The following is a 21,911-nucleotide window of genomic DNA, read 5'->3' as shown; positions in this document are numbered from 1 at the left end:
CATGAGCGACGAAATCCCATCCCCGGATCAGGCCCCCGGCGCACCGCACCCGCGCGAAACGGTGCAACTGTTCGGGCAGGACGCGGCCGAGCGGGCCTTTCTGACCGCCTATACCTCGGACCGGTTGCATCACGGCTGGCTGCTGACCGGTCCGCGCGGCGTTGGCAAGGCGACGCTGTCCTGGCGTATCGCGCGGTTTCTGCTGGCGACGCCTCCGGCAGATGACAGCGGGCTGTTCGGAGCCCCCCCGCCGCCCGAAACGCTTGAGATCGACCCTGACCACCCGGTTGCGCATCGTATTCTGGCCGGGGCCGAGCCCGGATTGGCCGCGATCACCCGCTCGGTCAACGATCAGGGGCGTCTGCGCAATGAAATCGTCGTTGATGACATCCGCAAACTGGGCCGGTTCTTTGGTCTGTCCTCCGCCGATGGTGGACGGCGGGTTGTAATCGTGGATTCAGCCGATGAGATGAACACCAGCGCCGCCAACGCGTTGCTGAAGATGCTCGAAGAACCGCCCGCGCGTACGACCCTGCTGCTAATCTCGCACCAACCTTCGCGCCTGTTGCCCACGATCCGGTCCCGTTGCCGAACCTTGCGCCTGTCGCCTTTGGGGGTCGAAGACATGCAGGCCGCGCTGGCGCAGACCAGCGCGGAACTGCCCGCGCAAGCCGACCATTTGGCCGCCCTCGCGGCAGGCTCGGTCGGCGACGCGGTGCGCCTGATTAATCTGGGCGGGCTGGACCTCTATGCCGAACTGATCGCCATTCTGGGCACCCTGCCCCGGCTTGACCGACAACGCGCGCTGAAACTGGCCGAAACCGCCGCCCAGCGCGGCGCGGCTGAACGGTTCGACCTGCTGTTGTCACTGATTGATATCGCCCTGTCCCGCCTTGCCCTGACCGGCGCAACCGGCGCGCCCCCTATGCCCGAAGCCGCCCCGAATGAGGCGGAAACGCTGGCCCGCCTTTCGGGCTCGCCGCACAAGGCCCGCCAATGGGCCGAGGCCGCCGCGCTGATCACATCACGCGCGCGGCATGGGCAGGCGGTGAACCTTGACCCTGCCTCGCTTGTCCTAGATACGGTGTTCAAGATACAGGAAACCGCCGGTCACAGCTGATGAGCCCCACCCCCGAAATTACTGACAGCCATTGCCATCTGGACTTCCCGGATTTCGACGGCCAGTTGGACGACATCGTATCCCGCGCGACCGAGGCTGGCGTGACCCGCATGGTCACCATCTGCACCCGCCTGCGCAACGAACCCACCGTGCGCGCCATCGCCGAGGCCCACGCGCCGGTCTTCTACGCCGCCGGAACCCACCCGATGAGTGCTGCCGACGAGCCGATGGCCACCGTGGACGAACTGGTCGCGCTGGCCCGCCATCCGAAATTCGTCGGCATCGGCGAAAGCGGACTGGACTACCACTACACGGCGGAGTCGGCCAAGGTGCAGCAACAGTCGCTGCGCATCCATATCGAAGCCGCCCAGAAAACCGGCCTGCCGCTGATCATCCACGCGCGTGCGGCAGATGACGACATGGCCCGCATTCTGGCCGAGGAGCACCGCAACGCTCCCTATTCCTGCGTGATGCATTGCTTCTCGTCTTCGGCGGAACTGGCCCGCGCGGCGCTTGATCTGGGCTTTTACCTGTCCATGTCCGGCATCGCCGCCTTCCCCAAAAGTCAGGAGCTGCGCGATATCTTCGCCGCCGCGCCCATCGACCGCATTCTGGTGGAAACCGACGCGCCCTATCTGGCCCCACCGCCCCATCGCGGCAAACGCAACGAGCCCGCCTATACCGCCCACACCGCCCGCAAAGGAGCCGAGGTGTTCGGGATGGACTACGCCGATTTCGCCGCCCAAACGCAGGCGAATTTCGACCGGTTGTTCACCAAAGCCGCCACATACAAGGCCGCCGCATGAGCGAGATACGATGCACGATTCTGGGCTGCGGTTCATCCGGTGGCGTGCCCCGGCTGGGCGGGCTGTGGGGGGCATGTGATCCCGACAATCCCAAGAACACCCGCCGCCGATGCTCGGTTCTGGTGGAACGCGACGGGCCGGATGGCACCACGGTTGTCCTGATCGATACATCGCCAGACATGCGCAGCCAGTTGCTGAGCAGCGGCACGGGGCGTCTGGATGCGGTTGTTTATACTCATTCCCACGCGGATCACACCAATGGTCTGGACGACCTGCGGATGATCTTCTTCAACATGAAGGCGCGCGTCCCGGTCTGGGCTGATGGTGATACGCAGAATGATCTGCTCAGCCGGTTTGGCTATGCGTTTGTGCAGCCCAAGGGCTCGCCTTATCCGCCGATCCTGGATCTGCACACAATCGACGGACCGTTCGAAATCGACGGACCGGGCGGAGCAATCCCGCTGCAACCCTTTCTGGTCAATCACGGGATGATCGACGCATTAGGGTTTAAGATCGGAAACCTCGCCTATCTGCCGGATGTTGCAGAGATTTATGACGATGCATGGGCTGAACTACAGGGCCTTGATTGCCTGATCATCGACGCCCTGCGCCGCACGCCCCACCCCACCCACGCGCATCTGGAAAAGACGCTGGGTTGGATCGGGCAACTGAAACCCAAACGCGCCATCCTGACCAACATGCATATCGACATGGATTATGCCACGGTCGAGGCCGAAACTCCGGACCACATCACGCCCGCCTTCGACGGGATGGTGATCCGGCAAGCGCTTTAGGGGGCGGGTCGCTGGCCGCCTCCGACACTCTGCCCACGGCTTTGCCATGTTCCAAAGCCTGATTGACGTCATCCTGCCGGTCTTTCTGGTGATCGGCGCCGGGTATCTGTCAACGCGACTGGGGTACTTCCGCGAGGTCCATATCGACGGGTTGATGAAGTTCACACAGGGCTTCGCCATCCCCTGCCTGCTGTTTCTTGCAATCGCCAACCTTGACCTCAGCGCCAGTTTCGATCCCCGGCTTCTGGGCAGTTTCTACACCGCCGCCGGTCTGTGTTTCGTCGCCGGTATGATAGGCGCGCGCCTGATCTTCCGCCGCGACTGGGAGGATTGCGTCGCCATCGGTTTCTGCTGTCTGTTCTCGAACTCAGTCCTGCTGGGCCTACCGATCACCGAGCGCGCCTATGGCCCCGAAAACCTGACCGGCAATTTCGCAATCATCGCGTTCCATTCGCCCTTTTGCTACGGCGTGGGCATCACGGTGATGGAAGTGTTCCGGCACCGCGGGCACGGCGGTGCACAGATGATCAAATCGGTGCTGACCGCCATGTTCAAGAATGCGCTGATCCTAGGCATCGGGCTGGGTTTCATCGTAAATTTGTCGGGCGTCGGCATCCCCGCAGTCGTTGATGACGCCCTGAATCTGATCACACGCGCCGCGCTGCCGGGGGCTTTGTTTGCGCTTGGCGGCGTCTTGGTGAAATACCGCCCCGAGGGCGATCTGCGCGCGATCCTATTTGTCTGCGGCATCTCCCTGCTGCTGCATCCCAGCCTTGTGTGGCTGTTCGGGACATCCCTGGCCCTGCCACCTGATCTGTTCCGCTCGGGGGTTCTGACCGCTGCGATGGCTCCGGGGTTCAACGCCTATATCTTTGCCAATATATATGGCCGCGCCAAGCGGGTCGCGGCGTCGTCGGTTCTGATCGGGACGGCTGTGTCAATCCTGACCGTCTGGTTCTGGCTGGCCCTGCTGGGATCCTAGCAGCGCACAACCCGCATTGACTCTGCCCGCCGCTGGGTCATCTATCGCAGGGCCAAGATCGGAGTTTCCTGATGCCCCAAGCCGTTATCGTCGCCCATGGCCAACCTTCCGACCCCGCCCCGGCACAGGCGGCGCTCGAGGCGCTGGCCCGGCAGATTGATGCCTTATGCGACGGGGTCTCGGTCCATGCGTCTACGCTGGCCGCTCCGGATGCACTTGAGGCCTGCCTTGATAGGATGCGCGAACCGGCCTTCATCTATCCCCTGTTCATGGCGAAGGGCTGGTTTGTGACCAGCGCCTTGCCCAAACGGATCGGGGGTCGGCCCGCACACATCCTCAACCCTCTGGGCATCGATCCGGAACTGCCCGCATTGGTGGCAGGTGCGCTTGACTCAGCGCTGGCTGCGCGGGGGTGGTCGGCAGCGGAAACCGATCTGGTCGTTGCGGCACACGGATCGGGCCGCAGCGCGAATCCGGCCATCGTGGCCAAAGAGTTTGCCGATGCCTTAGGCCAGTTTGTCACGTTCAAAAGCAGCCGCCTGGGGTTTGTCGAACAACCTCCATCAATCTCCGAGGCCGCCACGGGGACCGGTGACCAAGCGATCTGCCTGCCCTTCTTTGCCTGCACCGGCGGCCACGTGCTGGAGGATGTTCCTGAAGAATTGGCCCGCGCAGGGTTCTCGGGGGTCGTGACGCCGGTGATCTCTGAACTTCCGCAAGTGCAGGAGCATATCGCCCGAACCCTGTCTGCGCTGCGGGATGCTGATCCTACATGATCTGGTTGGAACCTTGCGCATCCGCGACCTCACAATAGAACTGGTGGCAGGATCGCCCGCTGCGCTTTGCGGCGTAAAGCGCCAGATCGGCGGCGTGCAGGATGTCGGCAGCTTTGGGCGCATCGAACTGGCAGGACAATGCGGTCCCGATGCTGGCCGAGATGTTGCAGACCGCACCCTCGAACTGCATCGGCTCGCACAGACGCAGGATCAAACGGGCCGCAATTGCGTCTAGCTTGCCCCGATCTGTCAGCCCTTTGAAAATCAGCACGAATTCATCCCCGCCGACCCGGGCAACCGTGTCGGCGCTACGGGTCTCTTCCAGCATAATCCGCGCGGCCTGCTGTAAGACATGGTCCCCTGCCGCGTGGCCCAGACGGTCGTTCACCGATTTGAAGAAATCCAGATCAAGATGCATCAGCGCAAAGACCGATTTCATCGAGATCAGATGGCTCAGAATATGATCCATGGCCCGGCGGTTCTTCAACCCGGTCAGAGTGTCTGTGTAAGCCTGCTCCTCAGCCGCCAGCTTGGCCCCCTGCAGGCGCAGGTTCAGGGACCGCGATGCCTCCATCGCGGCCGATTTCGCTTCGACCAAGTATAACAGTTCAATAGCCAGATCAGTGCCCGAGAAATCGGCGCTCGTCAGCGCATAATCCCGCACCGCATCCAGGATCGAAATACCAAAGGACAGATTGATCACCGCCCCGCCACCGCCGGGCAGAGGGGCGATCAGGCCCTTGAACGCGGTTTGCGGCGCGTCTCGGAACCGAAGATGCACTCGCTTGCCCGGCGCTGCTATCAGCGCCGCGACCGAGCGGATCGACCGAGGGCGGTCCAACTGAAAAAGGTCCAGAAAACTCAGGCCCGCCATAGGGGTATCGGGGCGCAGCTTTTGCAGGGTCGGCCCCACTTGCGTGATCCGTCCCGCATCGTCGATCATCACGAACATCGGGCACAGGGTCCTCAGTAAACCCGCCAGGCCAGCCGCATCTATCATGCCTCGCGCCCCCCAAGATCGAAATGTCGCCCTTCGGAAAAGGCGCTTTCAACCAGCGTGATCGAGATCACCTGAGCCCCGTCGCCATCGCCGTTGTGATCCAGAAAAACCAGCGCCCCGTAATCGTCGGCCATGGCGCGCAGAATTCCGGTCATGACGCTGGAATAACCCGGCAATCCCGGCGAGCAATGCAACTGGTATTCCGTGCCCGAATGCTCGTGCAACTCGAGGGCGGGCAGGCTGAGATCTGACACGGCAAGCTTGGCCCGGTCGGACAGATCATCAAGCGAGTGGAGAAATTCGACGTAATTCACCCCGCCAAATCTCAGCAATCGGCGCAACCCCTCCATATTGGGGTGAGAAACCAGATAGGTGCCCAGATCCTCGAGAAATTCGGGACGTGGGCGGCTCAGCTCCGCACACAACACGTCCAGAACGCGGGCAGAAACATCCGCATCATAAAGCAACATCGCCTCGAACTCGTCGAAATCCAACCCGGCCGCCTGCGTCGCCTGAAACCAGCATTGCCGGCCATAGGTCGCGCAGACAAAGGATTGGATCGCCTTGTTGATCAGCCCATGCATGAAAAGCCCCGGAGTGGACACCCGCCTCAGATGACCCCAGAAAGCTTAACAAACACCCAAAATCCGGGCGTGGGACAATGACAATGCGATGTAATCACGTCTTGAAACCCGCCCTCTGTCAGAAATCAGTAGGCGCGCCCCCTTCCGCTTTCCGACGGGCGACGAAATCGGCCAGTTCCTCGCGGATCGCCTCGTCCAGAGGGGGTGGCTCAAAGCTGTTCACAATCTCTTTGAACATCCGATGCGCACGCTCGGCAGTCCAGATGCCACCCGCAACCTCCCAGGCCTCGAAGTTCTTCCAATCGCTCAGGAAGGGTTGGTAGAACGCGGTGGTATAGCGATCCTGCGTGTGCTGGATGCCAAAGAAATGCCCGTCTTTCCCAACCGCGCGAATGGCGTCCAGCGCGATGTCGTCCGGCCCCGTCGCGCAAAGTTCGGGCTGCATATAGCGCTGGATTTGCTGCAATATCTCGCAATCCATCACAAACTTCTCGGGGCTGGCGATCAGGCCGCCTTCAAGCCAACCCGCAGCATGGTAGACCATATTGGTCCCCGACTGCACCGCCGCCCAGAGCGAGTTCGACGTCTCCCAAATCGCCTGCCCGTCGGGCACATTGGCCGCGCACACGCCCGACGACCGCATCGGCAGCCCGTAAAACCGCGCCATCTGCCCGGTCATCTGGGTTGAGCGCATGTATTCCGGCGTCCCAAATGCAGGCGCGCCGGATTTCATGTCGACATTCGAGGTAAACGTCCCGATCACACAGGGAATGCCGGGCCGGACGTACTGAAACAGCGCAATCGCGCACAGGGCCTCGGCCAGCGACTGCGCCACCGCCCCTGCCATGGTCACCGGTGCCATCGCCCCGGCCAAGGTAAACGGCGTCACCACAATCGCCTGCCCGCGCCGCGCCAGCCGCAGACAGCCGTCAATCATCGGATGGTCATGTTTCAGCGGCGAGGTCGAGTTGATGTTGGTATACATCCGGGGCGCGGCCTCGAATTCCTCGTGGCTGAGGCCGCCGGCGATGCGCACCATCTCCATCACGTCCTCGACGCGTTCTTTGCCCAGCGAATAGGCGTGCATCGCCTTGTCGGTCAGCGTCAGCTTGTCATAGAGCACATCCAGATGGCGAATGCTGGCGTGGATATCCACCGGCTCGACCGGGTAACCGCCTGCGAAATGGATGCAGTTGAAATACTGCGTCAGCTTCAGCAAATCCTGACACATCCGCCGGGTGCCCGGAACCTTCTTGCCGATCTCCATGTCCCAGTAATTCGGCGGCGACGAGACATTGCCGAACAGCAATCTGCGCCCGCCGACCTCGATCGCGTGATCCGGATTGCGCGGGGTGATGGTGAAAGTACTTGGGGCCTTGCCCACCATCTCCATCACGAAGTCGCGGCTCATGCGGACGTTGTCGCCGGTAATGGTGCACCCGGCCTCGCGCAGAATACCGATGGCTTCTTCGTTGTAGAACTCGATCCCGATCTCTTCGAGGATGCGCATCGCGCCCTCATGGATCGCCGCCACGCCCTCTGGGCCAAGGGGTTCGGTCGGCTGGTCGATATTTATCGGAGGGTTCCACGGCATCTGGTCAATCACGGCGCTGCCGCGACGGGCCGCAGCGCCAGCGCGGCCACCGCTGCGGCGTTTGCGGGTTTTGCTGTCAGCCATAGGTGTCCTCCGCGCTCTGGGTTTCCCCAGCAAGCCCCGAAGAACGGGCGCTGGCCGCTCTGTCTGCGACAACAGATGTCGGTTTTGCCCCGCGAAGCGGCGAATTTCGGCGCGGGCCGATCAGTTTCCGGACAGCCAGCCGGGGATATGGCCGATATCCGGCAACACAACATCGGCCAGAGGTTCCAGTGTCTCGGCCGGGGCCATGCCCGTCAGAACGCCAATCGTGACCATCCCCGCAGCGCGCCCGGCCTGCAGGTCGTGAAGGCTGTCTCCGACCATTGCAATCCGCGCCGGATCCACGTCCACGTGGGTTGCGAAAGCCAGCAACTGCCCGGGGCCGGGCTTAAACCCATGTCCGCTGTCGTATCCCGCGACAAAATCGAAGTGATTCCGCACACCGACCGACTCCAGATGTTCGAGCGCGGGCATCTCGCCATCATTGGTGGCAACACCCAGTTTCAGCCCGGATTGCCGCAGCCCGTCGAGAAACGGCAGCAGGGGAACGGCGGGGATTTGCCGCGCCTCGGCGGACGCCCGGTTCAGAATGTCCACAAGCCCGGACCGGGGGCGGTCGGGCAGATGGGGGTGCAGCGCATCCGCCACCTCATCGACTGTGCCAGCAATAACCACACTGTCGGGGTCATAGGCCTCGGTCGCGTAGTCGAAGCCGATCGAGCGCCCCATTTCAGCGGCCTTCTGCGGATCACCATCCGACAGGCGCTCAAGCGCGATACGACCGAATGCCCCCCAGGTGGCAGCAAAATCGAAAAGGGTGCCGTCCTTGTCGAACAGAATCGCATCAATGGCCATGAACGGGGCTCCTGCAGGTTAGGTCCAGTGCATTTCCGAAGCTCCCGACAACACCGCATGGGCCTGACCCGGCAGTTCGTAGGGAACGGAATTGGCGTCACAAAATGCGATCACCCACGAATCGTCAAGCATCAGGAAATCGAGAACCGAGGTCAGAAACTCAGCCTCGCCCGCCCGCACGCGCAAATCCTCGGTCGAGGCCCCGCTTGCCCCCAGAAAAACAGGCAAAAGCTCGTCATTCGCGACCAGCCATTCCAGCACTTTCAGGGCCAGAGTTTCGGCGGAATCGGCAGAGATCGGCATAAACTGGCCTCAGATTGTGAGTTGGAAAGGGTTTATTAACCAGAGTCATAAACACTTTGGCAACACATGCAATCTGACGGGTAAACGGCTATGTCTGTGCAGGGCACCATATTGGTCCTCGACGGTGTTTCGACCAATCGCATCATGCTCAAGGTGCAGCTGACGGCTGCCTGGTATCATGTTGTGCAGGGGGAAAAGGTGGCTGGTCTGGCCGCGCTGCTGCGGCGCACGCGGCCCGATTTGGTGCTGACGGCGCAGACCTTGCCCGACGGCACCGCGGCGGATGTCAAACGCCTGATGGCGGCGGACCCGTCACTGGCGGATGTGCCCATCGTCGCCCTTGCCCCGCAGAGCGACAAGGCGGCCCGGCTGCGGGCGCTGTCGGATGGGCTGGACGATGTGCTGGGCTATCCGTTCAAGGATGCGTTTCTGCTGGCCCGGGTCCGAAGCCTGCTGCGCAGCCGCGCTGACCGGCAGGACCTGAATGTCCGGGATGATCCTCAATCCATCGGCTTTGCCGAGCCCACCGCCGCGCTGATCGCCCCGCCCCCGACGGCGCGCATCGCGATCCTGACACAGACGCCGCGCACGGGGGCCTTGTGGAATAAGGCGCTGATCGGTCAGACCCATCACCAACTGACGTGCCACACCCTGCCCAACCTGCAGGGCGTGCTGTCCGGGGCCGCCCCGGATGCCATCGTGATCGAGCTTGGCCCAGACGGGTCAGGCCGCCACGTTCTGGCCGACCTTCGCGCCCGCGCCGCGACGCGACACACGGTCCTGATCGCGGTCTTGCCCGACAACAACGCCAATCTGGCCGCCGAGGCATTGGACAGCGGTGCCGATGCCGTCTGCCTGGGCGGGTTCAGCAGCGATGAAATCTCGCTGAGGCTCGAGACGCAGATCGCTCGCAAGACCCGCGATGACCGCCTGCGGGCGACGCTGCGCAAGGGGCTGGCCGAATCGCTGATTGACCCGCTGACCGGTTTGCACAATCGCCGCTATGCCATGCGCGCGCTGGATCAGATCGCGCTGCAGTCGATGCAATCAGGGCGCAGCTTTGCCGTGATGCTGGCCGATCTGGATCACTTCAAGGCCATCAACGACCGGTTCGGTCACGCCGCCGGAGATCTGGTGCTGACCGAAGCCGCCCGGCGCCTGCAAGACGCAACCGGGCCATCCGGGTTCGTGGCGCGGATCGGGGGGGAAGAGTTCATGATTGGTCTTCCCGACAGCTCGGCCAAACAGGCGCTTCGATATGCTGATGCAATCTGCGCCAGCATCTGCAGCAAACCGTTCCACCTGCCCGACCATCCGCGATCTGTCCCGGTTACGATCAGCGTCGGCTTGAACCTGTGCAAACCGCCCACCGTTTTGAGGCACGAGGGGGCCGATCCGGTCAACACCCTGATCCGCTCGGCCGACAAGGCGCTTTATGCAGCCAAGAAAGCCGGCCGCAATCAGGTGCATGTCGGGCAAAACGCGGCCTGAGGGCTCAGTCGCGTTTTTTCGGCTTGCGCGGGCCGCGTTTGACCACCTCTTCCAAGCGGTCGGCATAGACCGCGCGCTCTTGATCGTTCATCGCCGAGACCTGCGCCAGCCATTGCTGATGCAGCGCCTGCTGCAGATCGGCGGTGGCCTGGGCCTGCTGCGTCAACAGCGCCTCGACCGCGACCGGATCAAACGGCATTGCGCGCAGCGCCTGGCTTAGCGCCCCGAAGTCCTCTTTGCGCCGGTGCGAGCCTTTGCCGCGCAGCCCCGACAATTCTCCGCGCAGGGCTTTGCGCTCGGATTTGGGCAGGGCGTAGTACAGCGCAGGCCCGAAACCGGGGGGCACGCTGACGCGGTCGCCGCCTTTGAACCGCAGCGCGGTGCCAACGACGAGCCCGACCACCAGCAGGTTCAGAGCCAGCGAGACAACCAGCAAAATCGGCATCCATCGACGTTTGGGTGCAGGTGTGTCGGTCATTCTGCATCCTCCAGATAATCATCGTCCAAATTCAGGTCAGCCATCAGATAGGTGGTTTCCGAGGACACAAGATACTCGGCCGGGTCCGGCAGAAAGGAGGGAGCCGAAAACCCGATCCAGACCCCCGCCGCGCTGGCCGCAACAAGGCCCCCCAGGCCCTGCCAGCCGCCGATCCCCCGCAGCCGCTGCCGCCACGATGGCGCGGCCTTGGAGCGACGCGCCAGACGCACCGCCTCGGCATCGGTTTCTATGCGGACCGCCAGCGCGTCAGGAAACACATCACGCGTGGCACGCGCCTGCGCAAACAGATCCTCGAGTTCCGTGTCGTGATCAGCCATGTTCATACCCCAGTTCATCTTTGCGCCCGGCCAGTATCGCCGTCAAAGACCGTTTTCCCCGCGCGGTCAGACTTTCCACCGCCTCGACCGAGATATCCATGATCCCGGCAATCTCGGGATTGGACAATTCTTCGATATGCCGCAGAACCACCGCCTGCCGCTGCCGGTCCGGCAATTGATCCAGCGCCTCTTGCAAAGCATCACGGCGCGCGACCTCCTGTATCTGCTCGACCACGCTGGCGGCACCGTCCTCGGGCTCGGGCGCGTTCTCCAACGGATCGGGCCGCTTCCTGCGCCGCAGGTCTACGCACAGGTTCAGCGTCACGCGATAGAGCCAGGTCGAAATCTGCGCCTGCCCTGCCACCCAGTCCGGGGCGATCTTCCACAGGCGCATCATCGCCTCTTGCGTCACATCCTCGGCCTCGGCCCGGTTGCCCAGCATCCGCAAGGCAACCGAATAACAGCGCGGCCCCAGCCGATCCGTCAGCAGGCGGGCCGCCGCGCCATCGCCATCAGCAAACAGACCCAGCAACGCCTCGTTGCTGGGCTCGGGCATGGCGGGTGACCCGCCATGCGCCCTGTCCCGGTAAGAGGTCAGATCCTCCATCCCGCATCAGTTGTTGTCGGTATCCGACTTCTGGTGCCGCTTGTGCTTGCGGCCCATCCGGTCCTTTGCATCCGCATATTCCTGTTCCGAGATCGACCCATTTCCATCGGCGTCGATGCGTTCGAACATCTTGGAGGCACGGCGCGGTTTGGGCAATTCATCTTCGCTGAGGAACCCATCCGCATTGGCATCGTGCTTCTCGAACATCTTCGTCACACGCTCGTTGGCCTTGACCTGAGCCGCCGCCTGCATTTCCTCGACGCTCAGTTGCCCGTCTCCGTCCGCATCGGCCGAGGTGAACTTCTGCATACGCTGCTCGGTGATCTCGGTCAGCGTCACCTGACCGTCGCCGTCGATATCGAGTTCCTCGAACGTCACGCGCTGTCCTTTGGCAAAGGCCGAGGTTGCGGTAACCGCAACAGCGGTTCCAACGAGGACTGAGATGAGGTTTGCGTTTTTCATAACATATTTCCCTGATACGCGCGGCCCTGTGCCGCCGCTGATACTGTTCAAACGCGGGGCCGGCAGGTTTCCGTCGCCCGTGGCTCAACTTTTTCGTGCCCTGTTTGAAACAGCCCCGTTTCCTGCTAGGTTGCGGGATGCCGCCGCAAAGCGACGCACCCCCTTTCCCGAAGGGCCCGGCCTGGCCTATATCGCCTCAGGACAAACGCGCGAGATTCAAATGACTGATCAGACCATCGATTCTACTATCGAGGAAGACCGCCCGACCAAGCCCGCCCTGATCCGGGGGTTTCGGTGCAAATGCCCGAACTGTGGCGAGGGCAAGCTGCTGCACAGCTATCTCAAGGTAAACGACGCCTGTTCGCATTGCGGGCAAGAGCTGTTTCATCATCGCGCCGATGACGGGCCCGCCTATCTGACGATCCTGATCGTCGGGCACCTGCTGGCGCCTGCGCTGCATGTCTCTTACGTGCATTGGCGGCCTGATCCGTGGACCATGGCGATCGCGTTTTCGATTGGCTGCGTGGCGCTGTCGCTATATCTGCTGCCACGTCTGAAAGGGGCCGTTGTGGCCTATCAATGGGCGCGACGGATGCACGGGTTCGGCAAAACCGCATGAGTGCGGACAAAACCGCCATTCGCAATGCCGCCACGGTGATTGTCCTGCGGGACAGACTGGGTGATCCGTCGATCCTGATGGGGCAACGGGGGGCCAATGCGGCCTTCATGCCGAACAAGTTTGTGTTTCCCGGCGGCGCGGTCGATCCGGCGGACGCAGATGTGCCCCTGGCGTCTCAACTGCCCGATCTGTGCACCGACCGCCTGTCGCAGCAGTCTCAGGCTGGGCTGCAAAACGCGCTGGCCGCCGCCGCAATCCGCGAGTTGTGGGAGGAAACCGGGCTGATCCTCGGACAGCCGGGCGCGTGGCAGGGCGACGTGCCAACGGATTGGCAGAGCTTTGCTGAGATGGGTTTTGTCCCTTCGGCCTCGGCGCTGCAATTCGTGTTCCGCGCCGTCACCCCGCCCGGGCGGCCCCGTCGGTTCGATGCGCGGTTCTTTCTGGTCGATGCCGACGCCATTCAGGGCGATCTGGATGATTTCACCCATGCCTCGGATGAGCTGTCTCATCTGCAATGGGTGAAAATCCGGCAGGCCCGCGAATACGATCTGCCCTTCATAACCGAGGTTGTTCTGGCCGAAATCGCAGCCCGCGCGGCAGACCCGAACCCGCCGGACACCGTACCCTTCTTTCTGAACAACGAAGAGGCCAGCCTGTTCCTGCAGCTTCGGGGCTATCCCATGCCTTATGCGGATTAACGCATCCGGCTGACGACCACGGTAACCTCGGGCTTCTTACCAATCTCGGCCTGTGCGGTCTGACGTGCAATCCGGCGCAAGCCTTCTTCCAGCTTGTCATCGTCGCGCAGGGTCTTGGCCCCGGCCCGCATCAGAAACTGATTGAGGTCTTCTTCCAGCACCTCGACCAGCCCGGCGCGGGACGATCCCATCTCGGGCAGACCCATGGTGTCACACCAGGGCTCTCCCAGCGGCTCATCCTCTTCATCCAGAATGACCGTGATGGTGATGTGGCCGTTCAGCGCCATGCGGATGCGGTCGCGCACAACCCCGTCCAGCGCACCAATCTTCACCGAGCCATCCAGATAGGTTCGACCGGTTTCAACATAGTCCGTCACCTTAGGCGCGTTACCGGTCAGGTCCAGCATGGTGCCGTTCACGGCCAGTATCCCGGTACGTCCGCCCACCTCAGCCAGCTTGGCATGTTCGCGCAGGTGGCGGTGTTCGCCATGCATCGGGATCACCATCTGAGGGTCAACCAACGCATGGACCTTCTCCAGATCGGGCCGGTTGGCGTGTCCCGAAACGTGATAGAGACCCGAGCTGTCGTCGACCACATCAACCCCCTTTTCACTGAGCTGGTTGATGATGCGGATCACGCCCCGCTCATTGCCGGGGATGGTTTTGGACGAGAACAGGAACAGATCGCCCTCTTTCGCCTCAAGCCCACGATACTTGCCCCGCGCCAGTTGGGCGCTGGCAGCGCGACGCTCGCCCTGACTGCCAGTGACGATCAGCATCAGGTTCTGGCGGGGCACGTCTGCGGCCTCTTCCGCGCTGATCACCTTGGGGAAATCGGTCAGGATACCGGTCTCGGTCGCCGCCTCGATCATCCGCCGCATCGCGCGGCCCAGCAACACGACCGACCGCCCGGCCCGCTGCCCGGCCTCGGCCAGCGTCTTCACCCGCGCCACATTAGACGCGAAGGTCGTGGCGATCACCATTCCGCTGGCCTCTTGCACCAGACGGGTGATCTCGGGGCCGACCTCGGATTCCGAGCGTCCGGGATGGGCTGAGAACACATTGGTGCTATCGCAGACCAGCGCCTTGACACCCGACTTTGCGACCTCGGCCCACAGGTCGGGGTTAAACGCCTCACCCACCACCGGGTCAGCATCCAATTTGAAATCCCCCGAATGCACGACGCGGCCCGCAGGCGTGTCGATCACCAGCCCCGCGCTTTCGGGGATCGAGTGCGATACGGGCAGGAAGCCAACCGTAAATGGCCCCGCCTTGATCTGCTCGGGCCACGCAGACGCGGTTTGCACCGCCTCGGTCGGGTGGCCGTGTTCTTCCATCTTGCGCCGCGCGATGTTGGCGGTGAAGGCGCGGGCATAAACCGGCGCGCCCAACGCCTCATAGCTGTGGGCAACCGCGCCGACATGGTCTTCGTGCGCGTGGGTGATAAAAACCGCCTCAAGCTGGTCGGCGCGTTCTTTCAGCCAGCTTATGTCGGCAAAGATCAGGTCAACGCCGGGCGAGGTGTCCATGTCCGGGAACGCAACGCCCAGATCGACAAGGATCAGGCGCTCCTGTCCCGGTTTGCCGTACCCATAGACATAGGCATTCATGCCGATTTCGCCTGCACCGCCCAGCGGCAGATAGATCAGTCTCTCGTTGCTCATGCTGAGCCATTTTCCTTGTTATAGCGATGGATCACGGTCAGCCCGTGCATCGTCAGATCATCCTCAATGACATCAAAGCCCACATCCGCCTGATCGAACAAAGGGGCAAGCCCCCCGGTGCCGACGACTTTCATCGCCATTCCAAACTCGGCCTTCACGCGTGAGATCAACCCTTCGATCAGGCCGGAATACCCCCAATACACACCGGATTGGATGCAGCCAACCGTATTTGTACCGATCACCTTTTCCGGTCGGGTGATGTCGATATGCGGCAGGGCCGCCGCGCCCTGATGCAGCGCCTCGAGGCTCAGGTTCACGCCGGGCGCGATGATCCCGCCGACATAGGCCCCGTCGGCGGCGACAACATCGAAATTCGTCGCCGTACCGAAATCGACCACCACCACGTTGCCGCCATGGCGATCAAAGGCGGCGGCCGCATTGGCCAGACGGTCGGGACCGGGCACCGTCCCTTCATCCACGCGGGGATTGACCGGCAACAGACAATCGGGCTTGCCCACAACAAGCGGACGGCATCCAAAGAAGCGGTCGGCAAAGACCCGAAGATTGAACACAACGCGCGGCACGGTCGAGGCGATGACGACATCGGTGATCTCGGCCTCGATCCCGTAATGTTTCACCAGCGTCGAATACCATGTGAAATAGGCATCCGCCGTGCGCGCATGGTGGGTCGAGGTGCGCAGGGTGCACAGGAATTTCTCGCCATCCCAGATCGAGAAAACGGTGTTTGTGTTGCCGCAATCAATGGCCAGAAGCATATGCGTCCCCTTCAGAAATAGACATCCGCCGCCGGAATGCTGACCCGGCCTTTGGCGGTGTTTAGGACAAGGTTGCCCCCCGCGTCCACCGTTTCAAAGGTGCCGGTGGTCTGGGACGTTCCGGCGCGGGCGGTGATGACCTCGCCCAGACGAGCGGCGCGCGCCAGCCAAGCGGTGCGGATCGGTTCGAACCCGTAGGTGGTGAACTGAGCCTCGTATTGCGCATAGGCGGCGGCCAGTTCGGTCAGAAAATCCTCGGGCGTGACCTGCGCGCCGGTCTCGGACAGCAGGGAAACGGGGCGGACCGCGCCGGGTTCGACCTTGTCCGGTGTGGGCGCTTCGGACAGGTTGACCCCGATGCCGATGGCCAGATGCGCAACGCCCTGCCCGCTCCCGGTGCTTTCCAGCAGTATACCGGCCAGCTTACCGCCATTCAGCAAAACATCGTTGGGCCATTTCAGAGACAACCCCGCCGCCCGGCCTGTCACCGCCACGCAGGCATCAAACAGCGCCAGCGCTGCCACAAAGCTGCGCAAAGCCGCATCCTCGGGGCGGCCATCGGGGCGCATCAGCAGCGTTGCGGCCAGATTGCCCTTGGGGTTTGCCCAAGCCCGGCCACGCCGCCCGCGCGCCGCCGTTTGGTGATGCGCCATGATCCAGACAGGGCCTTGGGCCGACGGCGCAATCCGCGCCGCCTCGTTCAGCGTGCTGTCGACCTGCTGCAGCACATGCAGGCCATACCCTTGGGGCCAGTCGCTCATGCCGGCTGTGCGGGGTTAGTTGACAAGCGTTGCCGCCGCCGCAGCCGCTGCGCCTTCGACGCCGAACTGATAGAACACGCCGATCAGCATCAGCGCCGCCGACCCCATCAGTGCACCCCACAGAACGGGGGACGAGCGGGTTTCCAGCGGCTCTTCGTTCTCGTCGCCGAAATACATGTAGAACACGATCCGCAGGTAATAGAACGCACCGATGACCGAAGCGATGGCCGAGACGATCACCAGCCCGGTCAACCCCGCCTGCACACCCGCCTGCCACACGCCCAGCTTGGCGAAAAAGCCCAGCATGGGCGGCACGCCCGCAAGGCTGAACATCAGGATCAGCACGGCCAGAGCCTTGCCCGGGTCCCGTTTCGAGAATTGCCGCAACGCGTCGATGTCAGTGATGGGCTTGCCGTCACGCTCCATCATCAGGATGAAGGCGAAGGTGCCGATATTCATGGTGACGTAGATCGCCAGATACATCAGCATCGCCTTAACGCCCAGTTCGGTGCCAGCGGCCAGACCGATCAGCGCATAGCCCATATGAGCAATCGACGAAAAAGCCATCAGCCGTTTGATATCACGCTGGCCAATCGCGGCCACGGCCCCCAGCAGCATCGACAGAACCGAAAGCAGCACGATCACCTGCTGCCAGTCCTTCACAACACCGCCGAACGCATCATGCATCAGGCGCGCAAACAGCGCCATCGCCGCCACTTTGGGCGCGGTGGCAAAGAAGGCGGTGATCGGCGTGGGCGAGCCTTCGTAAACATCCGGCGTCCACATATGGAACGGCACCGCCGAGACCTTGAAGGCCAGCCCCGAGACCATGAAGACCAGACCGAACAGCAGGCCAATCGAGACATCGCCGTGATGCACCGTCTGGATGATGCCCGAGAACAGCGTGGTGCCGGTGAAGCCATAAACCAGCGACGCGCCATAAAGCAGCAGGCCCGAGCTGAGCGCGCCGAGTACGAAATATTTCAGACCGGCCTCAGTCGATTTCGCGCTGTCGCGCCGCAGGGCGGCCACGACGTACAGCGACAGCGATTGCAGCTCCAACCCCATATAAAGCGACATCAGATCGCCCGCGCTGACCATCATCATCATGCCCACGGCGGCCAAGGCCACCAGCAGCGGGTATTCGAACCGCAGCAGGTTGCGGCGGGCCATGTAGTCCTGGCTCATCAGCAGGACGGCGGCGGCGGATAGCAGGATCGCTACCTTGGCAAAGCGCGCGAAACCGTCATCGACGAACATGCCGTTGAAGGCCACGTTCACACCGTCGCCATTCATCGCAATCCAGATTGCCAGCACCGCCATCAGGCCAGACGTCGCCCAGACCAGCACCGGTGCCAGCCCGTCCTTGGTGGTATAGACAGCCCCAATCAGCGCCGCCATCGCATAGATCGCCAGAATGATTTCCGGCAGGATGATTGTCAGATCAGCCTGGATCATGTCTCCAAAGCCTCCTTAGTGCGATGCGACCTGGGTCGCGGCCTCGGCCGCGGCCAGAGCCGTGTCATAGTTCGAGATTAGCGCGGCCGTGGACTGCCCGATCACATCGGTCACCAGCGACGGATAGACGCCCAGCAGGATGGTCATCACGATCAGAGGCGTAAAGATCAGCCGCTCGCGCGAGCTCATGTCCGTGATGGATTTGAGGCTTTCCTTGATCAGATCGCCAAAGACCACGCGGCGGTACAGCCACAGCGCATAACCAGCCGAGAAGATCACGCCGGTCGCGGCCACCGCCGTCACCCAGGTGTTGACCTGGAACGCGCCCATGAGGGTCAGGAATTCTCCGATAAACCCGGATGTCCCCGGCAGGCCGACATTGGCCATGGTGAACATCATGAAGACCAGCGCGTATGCAGGCATCCGAATGACCAAGCCACCATAGGCCTCGATATCGCGGGTGTGCATCCGGTCATAAATCACCCCGACACACAGGAACAGCGCGGCTGAGATGAACCCGTGGCTGAGCATCTGGAAGATCGCGCCATCAATGCCCTGCTGGTTCGCCGCAAAGATGCCCATGGTCACAAAGCCCATATGCGCCACCGAGGAATAGGCGATCAGCTTTTTCATATCTTCCTGCACCAGCGCCACCAGCGAGGTATAGACAACCGCTATCGCCGACATCCACAGCACCAGATCGGTCATCACCGCCGAGCCAACAGGGAACATAGGCAGGCTGAACCGCAGGAAGCCATAGCCGCCCATCTTCAACAGGATCGCCGCCAGCACGACCGAGCCTGCCGTTGGGGCCTGAACGTGCGCATCCGGCAGCCATGTATGGACCGGCCACATCGGCATCTTCACCGCGAAGGACGCAAAGAAGGCAAGGAACATCAGCGTCTGCATCCCGCCGACGACATAAATGCCCAGAACGCTAAAGCTTTCCGACGAGAACTGATGGCTCATCAGCGCCTCGATATCCGTGGTGCCCGCATCGGCATACATCGCCACCATCGCCACCAGCATCAGCACCGAGCCGAGGAAGGTATACAGGAAGAACTTGAAGCTGGCGTAGATGCGGTCCTTGCCGCCCCAGATGCCGATGATCAGGAACATCGGGATCAGCCCTGCCTCGAAGAACAGGTAGAACAGCACCAGATCCAGCGCCATGAACACGCCCAGCATCAGCGTTTCCAGCAGCAGGAAGGCGATCATGTATTCCTTGACCCGGTCGGTCACGTTCCAGCTGGCCAGAATGGTCAGAGGCATGATGAAGGTGGTCAGCAGAACGAACAGAACGCTGATCCCGTCCACACCCATCTTGTATTTCAGGCCCATCAGCCATTCGCCCTCCTCCACCATCTGGAAGCCGGTGTTCGAGGGGTCAAAGCCGGTATAGATGCCAATCGAGACCAGGAAGGTCACGGTCGTCGCAACCAGCGCAACCCATTTGGCATTGCGCTGCGCCGCGGCATCATCCCCGTGCAGGAATAGCGCCAGAATGGTCGCGGCAATGGCGGGGATGAAGGTGACAATAGATAGGATATTGTCCATTAGTGTGCGCCTCCGCCGATAGACATCCAGGTGACAAGGGCGGCAATGCCCAAGACCATCCAGAAGGCGTAAGTAAAGATATAACCCGTCTGCGCCTTCCCTGCGAGGCGGGTGAAGAAGGGCACCACGCCCATCGCAACCCCGTTCAGGAAGCCGTCGATTGTGTTGCCATCACCGCGTTTCCACAGGAACCGCCCCAAAGCCAGAGTGGGTTTGACGAAGATCGCATCGTAGATCTCGTCAAAATACCATTTGTTCTTGAGGAACAGGTACAGCGGACGCTGGTTCTCGGCCAGGCGCGCCGGAAGCGACGTGTTCACGATGTAGAACCAATAAGCCACCACAAAGCCCAGCAGCATGGCGACAAAGGGCGAGACCTTGACCCAGACCGGAGCCGCATGGGCATCGTCCAGAACATGGTTTTCGGGGCCCATGTAAATCGCGCCCTCGCCCGGCTCACCAGCAAAGACATAGTGATGATCGCCATGGGCGTCTTTCTCACCATGACCGTCATCCGCATGAGCGTCACCGTGGTCATCGTCGGCATGGGCGTCATCACCATGCGCCGTATCCGCCGCATGGTCTCCGCCCTCGGCGTGTTCCGAGGCCTCGGCGACCGGAATGCCGTAGAACTTGCCGACCTTGTCCGCATGACCAAAGAAGTTGCCGTACCAGATCATCCCGGCAAAAACCGCACCCAGCGACAGAACACCCAGCGGGACCAGCATGGTCATGGGGCTTTCATGCGCGTGCTCATGCGTATGTTTGTCGCCGCGAGGCTCGCCATAGAAGGTCAGGAAGATCAGCCGCCAGCTATAGAACGAGGTGAACATCGCAGCGATCACCAACATCCAGAAGGCATAGCCGGTGCCACCCGCAAAAGCGCTCTCGATGATGGCGTCTTTCGACAGGAACCCGGCGAACCCGATATGGGTCAGCGGAATGCCGACGCCGGTGATGGCCAGCGTGCCGATCATCATGGCCCAGAACGTGTAGGGGATCTTCTTCCGCAGCCCGCCATATTCGGTCATCTCTTGCTCGTGATGCATCGCGTGGATCACCGAGCCAGCCCCAAGGAACAACAGCGCCTTGAAGAACGCGTGCGTCAGCAGGTGGAACATCGCCGCCGAATACATGCCGACGCCAGCAGCAACGAACATGTACCCAAGCTGAGAACAGGTCGAATATGCGATGACGCGCTTGATGTCGGTCTGCACCAGCCCCACGGTCGCCGCGAAGAACGCGGTCGACGCGCCAAGAAAGGTGATGAACCCGGTCGCGCCCGGAGCGAACTCCATCAGCGGCGACATGCGGCAGACAAGGAACACACCCGCCGTCACCATGGTCGCGGCGTGGATCAGGGCCGACACTGGCGTCGGGCCCTCCATCGCGTCCGGCAACCAGGTGTGCAGGATCAACTGCGCCGATTTACCCATCGCGCCGATGAACAACAGGACACAGATCACCTCAACCGCAGTCCACTCACCCCACAGGAAATGCAGTTTCGTTTCCGACAGGGTCGCAGCCGAGGCAAAGATGTCTGAAAAGTTGATGCTGTCGGTCAGCAAGAACAGCGCAAAGATACCCAGCGCAAAGCCAAAGTCGCCGACCCGATTGACGATGAACGCCTTCATCGCCGCCGCATTGGCCGAGGGCTTGCGATAGTAGAACCCGATCAACAGATATGAGGCGACGCCCACACCTTCCCAGCCAAAGAACATCTGCACCAGATTATCCGCCGTCACCAGCATCAGCATTGCGAAGGTGAAGAACGACAGATAGGCAAAGAAACGCGGCTTATAGCTTTCGCCCTCGCGCCATTGCGGGTCGTGATCCATGTAGCCAAAGGAATAGAGGTGAACCAGCGCCGAAACGGTCGTCACCACGATCAGCATGATCGCCGTCAGCCGGTCCAGACGAATGGCCCAGCTTGTCGACAGTGAGCCGCTCTCGATCCAGCGCATGATCTCGATCTGCTGGGTGACGCCATCGAATGTGAAGAACACGATCCACGACAGCAAACAGGCCAGAAACAGCAGGCCCGTCGCGGTCCACATGGCCGCCTTCTCGCCGATAAAGCGCCAGCCAAATCCGCAGAGCAGCGCGCCCACCAGCGGGGCAAAGAGGATGGTGGTTTCCATAGTTC

General features: G+C 62.0%; 23 protein-coding genes. 8 read left to right on the top strand and 15 right to left on the bottom strand.

Translation table 11 applies throughout. The features are described 5' to 3' along the window. The first annotated feature begins 1 nt into the window (after position 1). The 5 genes from ACR1XV_RS11685 to ACR1XV_RS11665 all read left to right on the top strand — a co-directional run bounded on the left by ACR1XV_RS11685 (position 2) and on the right by ACR1XV_RS11665 (position 4,478). Complete coding sequence (locus ACR1XV_RS11685; RefSeq protein WP_480531441.1) at positions 2–1,120, top strand: DNA polymerase III subunit delta'; 1,119 nt, start codon at positions 2–4, stop codon at positions 1,118–1,120. Then, positions 1,120–1,926, top strand: a complete 807-nt coding sequence (locus ACR1XV_RS11680) for a TatD family hydrolase (protein ID WP_480531439.1) — start codon at positions 1,120–1,122, stop codon at positions 1,924–1,926. The genes ACR1XV_RS11685 and ACR1XV_RS11680 overlap by 1 nt, the downstream gene beginning before the upstream one ends. Then, positions 1,923–2,720, top strand: coding sequence for an MBL fold metallo-hydrolase (locus tag ACR1XV_RS11675; protein WP_480531437.1), 798 nt, complete (start codon positions 1,923–1,925; stop codon positions 2,718–2,720). The genes ACR1XV_RS11680 and ACR1XV_RS11675 overlap by 4 nt, the downstream gene beginning before the upstream one ends. A 46-nt stretch (positions 2,721–2,766) precedes the next feature. Beyond that, complete coding sequence (locus ACR1XV_RS11670) at positions 2,767–3,702, top strand: AEC family transporter (RefSeq protein WP_480531435.1); 936 nt, start codon at positions 2,767–2,769, stop codon at positions 3,700–3,702. A 71-nt stretch (positions 3,703–3,773) separates the two neighbouring features. Next, positions 3,774–4,478, top strand: a complete 705-nt coding sequence (locus ACR1XV_RS11665; protein WP_480531432.1) for a CbiX/SirB N-terminal domain-containing protein — start codon at positions 3,774–3,776, stop codon at positions 4,476–4,478. Here ACR1XV_RS11665 and ACR1XV_RS11660 read toward each other — a convergent pair. The 5 genes from ACR1XV_RS11660 to ACR1XV_RS11640 all read right to left on the bottom strand — a co-directional run bounded on the left by ACR1XV_RS11660 (position 4,471) and on the right by ACR1XV_RS11640 (position 8,856). Beyond that, a complete protein-coding gene (locus ACR1XV_RS11660) occupies positions 4,471–5,478 on the bottom strand; it encodes a diguanylate cyclase domain-containing protein (RefSeq protein WP_480531430.1) in 1,008 nt (335 codons plus the stop codon). The two genes, ACR1XV_RS11665 and ACR1XV_RS11660, sit on opposite strands and share 8 nt — an antisense overlap. Continuing rightward, complete coding sequence (locus ACR1XV_RS11655; protein WP_480531428.1) at positions 5,475–6,062, bottom strand: heme NO-binding domain-containing protein; 588 nt, start codon at positions 6,060–6,062, stop codon at positions 5,475–5,477. The genes ACR1XV_RS11660 and ACR1XV_RS11655 overlap by 4 nt, the downstream gene beginning before the upstream one ends. A 118-nt stretch (positions 6,063–6,180) precedes the next feature. Continuing rightward, the gene (locus tag ACR1XV_RS11650; RefSeq protein ID WP_480531426.1) at positions 6,181–7,740 is read right to left on the bottom strand and encodes a trimethylamine methyltransferase family protein; all 1,560 of its coding nucleotides are present in this window, start codon (positions 7,738–7,740) and stop codon (positions 6,181–6,183) included. A 120-nt stretch (positions 7,741–7,860) separates the two neighbouring features. Next, the gene (locus tag ACR1XV_RS11645) at positions 7,861–8,553 is read right to left on the bottom strand and encodes an HAD family hydrolase (protein ID WP_480531425.1); all 693 of its coding nucleotides are present in this window, start codon (positions 8,551–8,553) and stop codon (positions 7,861–7,863) included. Between the two features lie 18 nt (positions 8,554–8,571). Beyond that, entirely contained in the window at positions 8,572–8,856 is a 285-nt protein-coding gene (locus ACR1XV_RS11640; protein WP_480531424.1) for a DUF3572 domain-containing protein, read from the bottom strand. Between the two features lie 90 nt (positions 8,857–8,946). Here ACR1XV_RS11640 and ACR1XV_RS11635 point away from each other — a divergent pair, with 90 nt between their 5' ends. Next, on the top strand, positions 8,947–10,347 hold the full coding sequence (locus ACR1XV_RS11635; RefSeq protein ID WP_480531423.1) for a diguanylate cyclase: 1,401 nt from the start codon (positions 8,947–8,949) through the stop codon (positions 10,345–10,347). A gap of 4 nt (positions 10,348–10,351) precedes the next feature. Here the strand turns inward: ACR1XV_RS11635 and ACR1XV_RS11630 are convergent, their stop codons facing one another. The 4 genes from ACR1XV_RS11630 to ACR1XV_RS11615 are packed head-to-tail and all read right to left on the bottom strand — an operon-like array spanning position 10,352 to position 12,232. Continuing rightward, complete coding sequence (locus ACR1XV_RS11630; RefSeq protein ID WP_480531422.1) at positions 10,352–10,825, bottom strand: periplasmic heavy metal sensor; 474 nt, start codon at positions 10,823–10,825, stop codon at positions 10,352–10,354. After that, positions 10,822–11,163: a hypothetical protein gene (locus tag ACR1XV_RS11625; RefSeq protein ID WP_480531420.1), complete on the bottom strand. Its 342-nt coding sequence runs from the start codon at positions 11,161–11,163 to the stop codon at positions 10,822–10,824. The genes ACR1XV_RS11630 and ACR1XV_RS11625 overlap by 4 nt, the downstream gene beginning before the upstream one ends. Continuing rightward, positions 11,156–11,770, bottom strand: coding sequence for an RNA polymerase sigma factor (locus ACR1XV_RS11620; protein ID WP_480531418.1), 615 nt, complete (start codon positions 11,768–11,770; stop codon positions 11,156–11,158). The genes ACR1XV_RS11625 and ACR1XV_RS11620 overlap by 8 nt, the downstream gene beginning before the upstream one ends. A 6-nt stretch (positions 11,771–11,776) precedes the next feature. Then, positions 11,777–12,232, bottom strand: coding sequence for an EF-hand domain-containing protein (locus tag ACR1XV_RS11615; RefSeq protein WP_480531416.1), 456 nt, complete (start codon positions 12,230–12,232; stop codon positions 11,777–11,779). Between the two features lie 220 nt (positions 12,233–12,452). On the opposite strand from ACR1XV_RS11615, the gene ACR1XV_RS11610 reads away from it, so the two are divergent. Beyond that, on the top strand, positions 12,453–12,851 hold the full coding sequence (locus ACR1XV_RS11610) for a DUF983 domain-containing protein (protein ID WP_480531414.1): 399 nt from the start codon (positions 12,453–12,455) through the stop codon (positions 12,849–12,851). After that, positions 12,848–13,549, top strand: a complete 702-nt coding sequence (locus ACR1XV_RS11605; protein ID WP_480531412.1) for an NUDIX hydrolase — start codon at positions 12,848–12,850, stop codon at positions 13,547–13,549. Before ACR1XV_RS11610 ends, ACR1XV_RS11605 begins: the two co-directional genes overlap by 4 nt. On the opposite strand, the gene ACR1XV_RS11600 is transcribed toward ACR1XV_RS11605, so the two are convergent. The 6 genes from ACR1XV_RS11600 to nuoL are packed head-to-tail and all read right to left on the bottom strand — an operon-like array spanning position 13,546 to position 21,906. Next, a complete protein-coding gene (locus ACR1XV_RS11600) occupies positions 13,546–15,213 on the bottom strand; it encodes a ribonuclease J (RefSeq protein ID WP_480531410.1) in 1,668 nt (555 codons plus the stop codon). The two genes, ACR1XV_RS11605 and ACR1XV_RS11600, sit on opposite strands and share 4 nt — an antisense overlap. Then, a complete protein-coding gene (locus ACR1XV_RS11595) occupies positions 15,210–15,989 on the bottom strand; it encodes a type III pantothenate kinase (RefSeq protein WP_480531408.1) in 780 nt (259 codons plus the stop codon). Before ACR1XV_RS11595 ends, ACR1XV_RS11600 begins: the two co-directional genes overlap by 4 nt. A gap of 11 nt (positions 15,990–16,000) precedes the next feature. Then, positions 16,001–16,750, bottom strand: coding sequence for a biotin--[acetyl-CoA-carboxylase] ligase (locus ACR1XV_RS11590; RefSeq protein WP_480531406.1), 750 nt, complete (start codon positions 16,748–16,750; stop codon positions 16,001–16,003). Positions 16,751–16,765: 15 nt separating this feature from the next. Beyond that, the gene (gene nuoN, locus ACR1XV_RS11585) at positions 16,766–18,208 is read right to left on the bottom strand and encodes an NADH-quinone oxidoreductase subunit NuoN (protein ID WP_480531404.1); all 1,443 of its coding nucleotides are present in this window, start codon (positions 18,206–18,208) and stop codon (positions 16,766–16,768) included. A 15-nt stretch (positions 18,209–18,223) separates the two neighbouring features. Then, positions 18,224–19,765, bottom strand: a complete 1,542-nt coding sequence (locus ACR1XV_RS11580; RefSeq protein WP_480531402.1) for an NADH-quinone oxidoreductase subunit M — start codon at positions 19,763–19,765, stop codon at positions 18,224–18,226. After that, on the bottom strand, positions 19,765–21,906 hold the full coding sequence (gene nuoL / locus ACR1XV_RS11575; RefSeq protein ID WP_480531400.1) for an NADH-quinone oxidoreductase subunit L: 2,142 nt from the start codon (positions 21,904–21,906) through the stop codon (positions 19,765–19,767). Before nuoL ends, ACR1XV_RS11580 begins: the two co-directional genes overlap by 1 nt. Between the last annotated feature and the right edge of the window lie 5 nt (positions 21,907–21,911).

It is taken from the genome of Ruegeria sp. AD2(2025) (assembly GCF_056542385.1).
This window is presented reverse-complemented; position numbering and strand designations above follow the sequence as displayed.